Below are 1,703 nucleotides of genomic sequence, written 5' to 3'. Positions count from 1 at the left end.
AAGTCAGGCGCGAGCGAAGGCCAGTCGGCATCGGAGCTCATCTCGAAAAGAATCGCCGACCTCGGGGACTGGCGCGGGGAAACCCTCGGCAGAATGCGCAAGCTCGTCAAGGAAGCAGACCCGGACGTCGTCGAGGAGTGGAAGTGGATGGGCACTCCGGTCTGGTCGCACGACGGCATCGTCTGCACTGGCGAGTCCTACAAGAGCGTCGTGAAGCTCACCTTCGCCAAGGGCGCGTCCCTGAAGGATCCGGCTCGTCTCTTCAACTCGAGTCTCGAGGGAAAGGCGCGCCGCGCGATCGACATCCACGAAGGAGAGGAAGTCGACGAGTCCGCCTTCAAGGCGCTCGTTCGCCAGGCGGTCGCCCTCAACAGCTCGGGCAAGTCGAGACCTTCGAAGAAAAAGAAGTCCTAACGGATTTCCGCCCAGTTCGTATGCCGACGGCGAGCCCCGCCCGCGAAGGGGCCCGAGTGAAGGCACCTGGACTCAGGGGTCTGCTCGGCCTTGCCAAAGGCACCACGGAACGCGCCATCGGACTTTCCCGCCGCGGGCCCGAGCGCCGACTTGAGCTCCTCCTGGACGGACTGCGGCGACTGCAGCGCCTTGCCCAGCCGTCTCGAGGGATGGCTCTCAACTGCTTGGTCATCCTCCGGTCGTCCTGCGCCGGCGCGGAACGGAGGTCACGCCTGGTTGCGCCGCTCCTTCCGCGACGACTTCGCGAACCAACCGCCCGGCCACGCTGCGCGCGAATCCGATGAAGCCCGAGGCCGAGCCGGCAGCCTCCGGTTTGCTTCGGAAGTCATCCACGTGGTGGATCCGCGGAGCCTCTTGCCAGCCAGTCGCCCGAGCCGTCGCGCGGATCCCGTGGCTGGATGGCAGAGCGCCTGGCGCCCCGCCGGATTTGCCGCCTGCGTCGAGCGCACCTATTTGGAGGTGAACGGGGAGGAAGAAACTCGATGCTCGAACAGATTCGCAATTACTTCGCGACAGGGGTGGGCCAGATGACGGCGTACCTGCCCAACCTCGTCTCGGCGGTCATCGTCCTGTTGGTCGGCTACCTTCTCTCGAGAGTCCTCGGCTCCGTCGTTGCCAGGCTGCTCGGCCGCGCGCAGTTCGATGCGTTCGTCGCCCGCCACATGCAGCCACAGGCGGGCGCGACCCGTCTCTCGGCTTCCCGGACAACGGGCAGGGCCGTGTTCTGGCTGGGCATGCTCGTCACCTTCTCCCTGACGGCCCAGGCGCTTCGACTCGCCGCACTCTCGTCGGGCATCAACCGGATCATCGGGTACGTGCCGCGGGTATTTGTCGCCGCCTTGATCGTGGCCATCGCCATCCCCGTCGCCAGGGTGCTCTCCGAGCTGGTGGCGAACGTAAGCAGTGCCTGGGTCGCCAAGGGGGTCCGCGCCGCGGTGATCGCACTGTCGGTGTTCATGGCCCTGGACCAGTTGGGCGTCGCGCCCAACATCGTCAACGCCGGCTTCATCGCGGTGGTCGCCTCGGCGGCGGCCGCAGCGGCGATCGCCTTCGGGGTGGGCGGAATCGACGTCGCCCGCGACTACGAGCGTCAGTGGCGGCGGCGGTCGGCACGCAGCCGCAGGGCGGCGCAGCGTCCTTCCGAGGAATACCCAGCGGGCGCGCGGGCGACGACGTCGACGCGGACCTCTTCTACCGAAGCGCCCGAACCCTCGGGCCGCCCTCACTAG

2 protein-coding genes are annotated in these 1,703 nt (G+C 67.4%); both read left to right on the top strand.

What is annotated here, in order from left to right; translation table 11 throughout:
- The coding region (locus VGK32_18780) for a DUF1801 domain-containing protein (GenBank protein HEY3383812.1) at window positions 1-414 on the top strand (414 nt) is incomplete at its 5' end.
- A 542-nt stretch (window positions 415-956) separates the two neighbouring features.
- Entirely contained in the window at window positions 957-1,703 is a 747-nt protein-coding gene (locus VGK32_18775) for a hypothetical protein (GenBank protein HEY3383811.1), read from the top strand.

The organism is Vicinamibacterales bacterium (genome assembly GCA_036504215.1).
Lineage (GTDB): Bacteria > Acidobacteriota > Vicinamibacteria > Vicinamibacterales > Fen-181 > FEN-299.
The sequence above is the reverse complement of the archived record's forward strand: the minus strand, read 5'-3'. Positions and strand labels throughout refer to the sequence as shown.

Bases quoted from the DNA above. Each gene is read 5' to 3' on its own strand.
- VGK32_18775 (HEY3383811.1), top strand. From the start codon at position 957: ATGCTCGAACAGATTCGCAATTACTTCGCGACAGGGGTGGGCCAGATG.